Annotated in this window: 4 protein-coding genes; 1 reads left to right on the forward strand and 3 read right to left on the reverse strand. The window is 63.4% G+C overall.

The genetic code is table 11. The annotated features are described in order from the left end of the window. Positions 1 to 710, forward strand: a 710-nt coding sequence (locus ABSG20_RS31110; RefSeq protein ID WP_423868282.1) for a substrate-binding domain-containing protein, incomplete at its 5' end; no start/stop codon positions are given. Positions 711 to 720: 10 nt separating this feature from the next. Here ABSG20_RS31110 and ABSG20_RS31115 read toward each other — a convergent pair. The 3 genes from ABSG20_RS31115 to ABSG20_RS31125 form a co-directional block, all read right to left on the reverse strand. Then, positions 721 to 1,464, reverse strand: coding sequence for a transporter substrate-binding domain-containing protein (locus ABSG20_RS31115; protein WP_423868285.1), 744 nt, complete (start codon positions 1,462 to 1,464; stop codon positions 721 to 723). A gap of 439 nt (positions 1,465 to 1,903) precedes the next feature. Continuing rightward, on the reverse strand, positions 1,904 to 3,877 hold the full coding sequence (locus ABSG20_RS31120) for a potassium transporter Kup (RefSeq protein WP_423868283.1): 1,974 nt from the start codon (positions 3,875 to 3,877) through the stop codon (positions 1,904 to 1,906). Positions 3,878 to 3,925: 48 nt separating this feature from the next. Further along, positions 3,926 to 4,175: hypothetical protein (locus ABSG20_RS31125; protein ID WP_423868284.1), on the reverse strand; the 250-nt coding region annotated here is incomplete at its 5' end.

The following is a 4,175-nucleotide window of genomic DNA, read 5'->3' on the forward strand; positions in this document are numbered from 1 at the left end:
TCAAGGTGATGATCTCGGGCGGTCTGACCGCCGCCTACAAGGCTCTGATCCCCGACTACGAACGCGCCAGCGGGAATACGGTCGTTACCGCCTTTGGTCCCTCGATGGGCACCACGCCAAATGCGATCCCGGTGCGGCTGGCACGCGGCGAGCCCGTCGACGTGCTGATCCTGGTCGGCTACGCCCTTGGCGATCTGATCAAAGAGGGCAAGGCGGTCGCCGACAGCCGCGTCGATCTGGTGCGCTCGCCGATCGGTATCGCGGTGCGTGCCGGTGCGCCGAAGCCGGACATCAGCTCGGTCGATGCGCTCACGCGCACGCTCAAGGCGGCGAAATCGGTCGCCTATTCCGACAGCGCCAGCGGCGTCTATGTCAGTACCGAACTGTTTTCGCGGCTTGGCATTGCCGACGAGATGAAAGGCAAGGCCAAGATGATCCCCGCCACCCCGGTCGGCGAAATCGTCGCGCAAGGCGGCGCCGAGATCGGCTTTCAGCAGATCAGCGAGCTGATGCCGGTCAAGGGCATCGACATCGTCGGCCCGCTGCCGGCCGAGGTCCAGAAGATCACGATATTCTCGGCCGGCATCTCTACCACCTCGAAGGAGCCGGATGCGGCGAAGTCGCTGATCGAATACCTCTCCTCCGCGCAGGCCGCTCCGATCCTCACCAAGGCCGGCCTCGAACCGATACAGGGCGGCGGGAAGCCGTAACTTGTGATCGCTATTTCATCCTGATCGGCAAGTCCTTGAGGGCATTGTTGTCATACGCACGCCGCAGCACGCCATCCGTCGTGGCCTCGGTCATGAATTTGGTGACGAACGCCAGCGCCAGCGGATGATTCAAGGGCACCGCAACCGCAGTCACCGTCTGCTTGAAGGTTTCATCGAGCACCCGCGTTCCCGGGATCTTCTTCGCCATGGCGTTGAGCTGGTCGCGCGACAGCGCGAAGGCATCGATTTCGCCGCTTTTGAGCAGGCCGAAGATTTCGTCATAGGTCTGATAACCCATGACTGTTGCGTTCTTCAGATGCGCCATCGCGCCCCGCATGGTGGTGGTGTTATTGACGGCGGCGACCTTGACGCCGGGCTGGTCGAGGGTCTGGAAATTCGCCACCGTTGAACCTGCCTTGACGATGTAGGTCGCGTCAGCCACCTCGTAGACAGGCCCGAACGACATCTTGGTCTCGCGCAGGCCATCCCTGGGCAGGAAGGTGACGTCCCAGCTTGATTTGGCCGCGGCATCGGTGATCTCTCCGGAATTCTGATGCACGACATATTCGACCGGCACACCGAGCTCGGCCGCCATCGCCTTGCCGAGATCGACCGGCACCCCGGCATAGCCGCCGGCTTCGTTTTTGGTGCACCAGAAGGCGCCGCCGGCCGGGCTGACCGCGATCGCCACCCGCAGCTTGCCGAAAGGCGCGATCTCGTCGTGCAGTGGATCGGCGCTCGCGGGGGCCGCCATCATCGATGCCGTCCAGATACCGACCGCCAGGCATGGCCATGCCAGAAACTTCAATACCTGTCCTCCCATGCCGGGTCGGCCGATCGTTTTACCGGAAAGAATGACGCATGGTTTATCGCGCCGTCAAGATCGGCGCGAAGGCGTCGCGATTGGCGCGCCAGGCGCGCTCGTATTCCATGATGCGGGCGGTTTCATCGGCGACCTCGGGGCCGAGCATGCTGGCCAGGAAACCTGGAAGCCGAACGAAGCCCCGCTGTAGCGGACGCGGGGACCGAACAGTTCGGGAAACACTTAGGAAAGCTTCACCCAATCGTTGCAATCTTCCGAGCCATCCCCGGCCGGCTCAAGGGCCAAATAAGGGATTTACGCTTCGCGGGGGAGGGGAGAAGCAGATCCGATTTAATAGTTTTGACGGCTGGCCTATGCAGCCGCGCCCATTTCAGATCTCGACGCGAAATCCCACCTCGATGACGGCGTCGTGCGGAATTTTGAAAAAATCCGGTGCGCGGCTGGCGATCCGGTTGAGAAATGAAAAGATCGCAAAGGATATCGGGCCCATTGCCGAACCAACGTCGCGGCGGACGATGGTCTCATGGGCCAGGTAGTAATTCTTGTGATCGAGATCGGCGTCGAAGCCGAGCTTGTTGCAGTTGATCAAACTGAGCGGGATATCCGGGGTCTGCATGAATCCCAGCCGGACCTGAATCCGGTAGAAGCCGCGGCCGAGCTTGTGAACCGCGTGGCGCTGGTGAAACGGCACCCGCGGCCGGCGGTCGGCCACGAAGGTCAGCAGCACCACGGTCTGGTGCAAGACCCGGTTGTGCTCGATATGCCGAAGCAGCATCGGCGAAGCGCCGTGCTCGACCTTGGTCAGCCATACGCCCATTCCCGGCGCCCGGCCGATCACGGTCTTGTCGGCATAGTCGAGAAATTCCCGAAGCGGCATCGACATTTCCTGCAGCCGCGACCTGACCAGCGAAGAGCCTTTGCGCCAGGACAGCATCAGGGCCGCGATCGCCCCGCCGACGATGAGCGGAAACCAGCCGCCTTCGACGATCTTGATCGAATTCGATATCAGGAACATGGCATCGATCGCGCCGAAGGCCGCGACGATCAAAAACGCCACCGCGGCCGGCCAGCGCCATCGCGCCACCGCGACGCGGTAGAGCAGGATGGTGGTGATCAGCATGGTGCCGGACACCGCGATGCCGTAGGCCGCCGCCAGATTGTCCGACGAGCGGAACAGCACGACGGTGAATAACGTCCCCGCCATCAGCAGCCAGTTGGCAGCCGGGATATAGATCTGTCCGGCCTCGTCGACCGATGTCGGCACGATCCTGGCGCGCGGACACAGTCCCATCTGCATCGCCTGCCGGGTCAGCGAGAACACGCCTGAGATCAGCGATTGCGACGCGATGATGGTGGCAGCCGCGGCCAGCGCCACCATCGGGATCAGCGCCCAGCCAGGGGCCAGTTTGTAGAACGGATTGTCCGCCGCCGAGGGGTCGGAAAGGATCAGCGCGCCCTGGCCGAAATAATTCAGGACCAGCGCCGGCAGCACAAGGACGAACCAGGCCCGGCGTATCGCGGTCGGACCGACGTGACCCATGTCGGCGTACAAGGCCTCGCCGCCGGTCAGGGCCAGGAACACCGCGCCGATCACCGCGAACGAAATCAGGGGATCGGCGATCAGGAAGCGCGCCGCCTCCACGGGATTGACGGCCTGCAGGATGGCCGGCGCTGTCAGGATATTGGCCGCTCCGAGCACCCCGATGACAACAAACCATGCCACCATGACGGGACCGAACAGCTTCCCGATGCTCTCGGTGCCCCGGCGCTGGATCACGAACAGTCCGATCAGGATCACCAGCGTGACCGGCACGATGAATTTTTCGAAGCTCGGCGCGACCAGCTTCAGCCCTTCCATGGCCGAAAGCACCGAAATCGCCGGCGTGATGACGCCATCGCCGTAGAGCAACGAGGCGCCGATCGCGCCGAGGGCAACCAGGATCGGAAGCCTTGCCCCATCGGCGACCCGGTCGGCGGCAACCAGAGACAGCAGCGCCAGGATACCACCTTCGCCGTCATAATCGGCGCGCAGAACGAAGATGACGTATTTCAGCGACACCATCGCCATCAGCGCCCAGAAGATCAGCGAGACGATGCCCAAAACCTCGGCCGCGACCGGGGCCGAATGGCCGATGCCGGCGAGCGCGACCTGAAACGCGTAGAGCGGGCTGGTGCCGATGTCGCCGTAGACGACGCCGAGCGCGGTCAGCGCCAGGAACCAGGGATTGCCGGCATGGTGCAGATAGTTGGCGTGATCGGCGCCGCCTGCCGCGCGTGCCGCGCCCGGACTCGCGGCCGACGGCATGGTTGCGGCGCCGACGGGGGAGCTGGAAGGCATATCCATGGGAGCCTCACGACAAGACCACGATGTCTCTGCTCGTGAGTTTCGCATTCAAGATTTAGGCCAGTCGAGGCTGGCCAAAAAACTCCCGCCATCGATCGAGGCGCCGGCATCGATCAGGTTCGGCAAAGTGACCCGACCGCCGTCAAAGGCAGGTGTCGTGCTCCCCGCCCCACCCGCGCTTCCGCATGGCACCTGCCTCGAAAGCCGCTGAATCTGCTTCTTCGACTCGGCTCGCGCGACCACCAGGTTGATGCCCGGCAGACCCTCAGTGGTATTTCCCTTCATGAGCAGCACGAGC

Origin of the sequence: Bradyrhizobium sp., from assembly GCF_049512235.1 — a bacterium.
GTDB lineage: Bacteria > Pseudomonadota > Alphaproteobacteria > Rhizobiales > Xanthobacteraceae > Bradyrhizobium.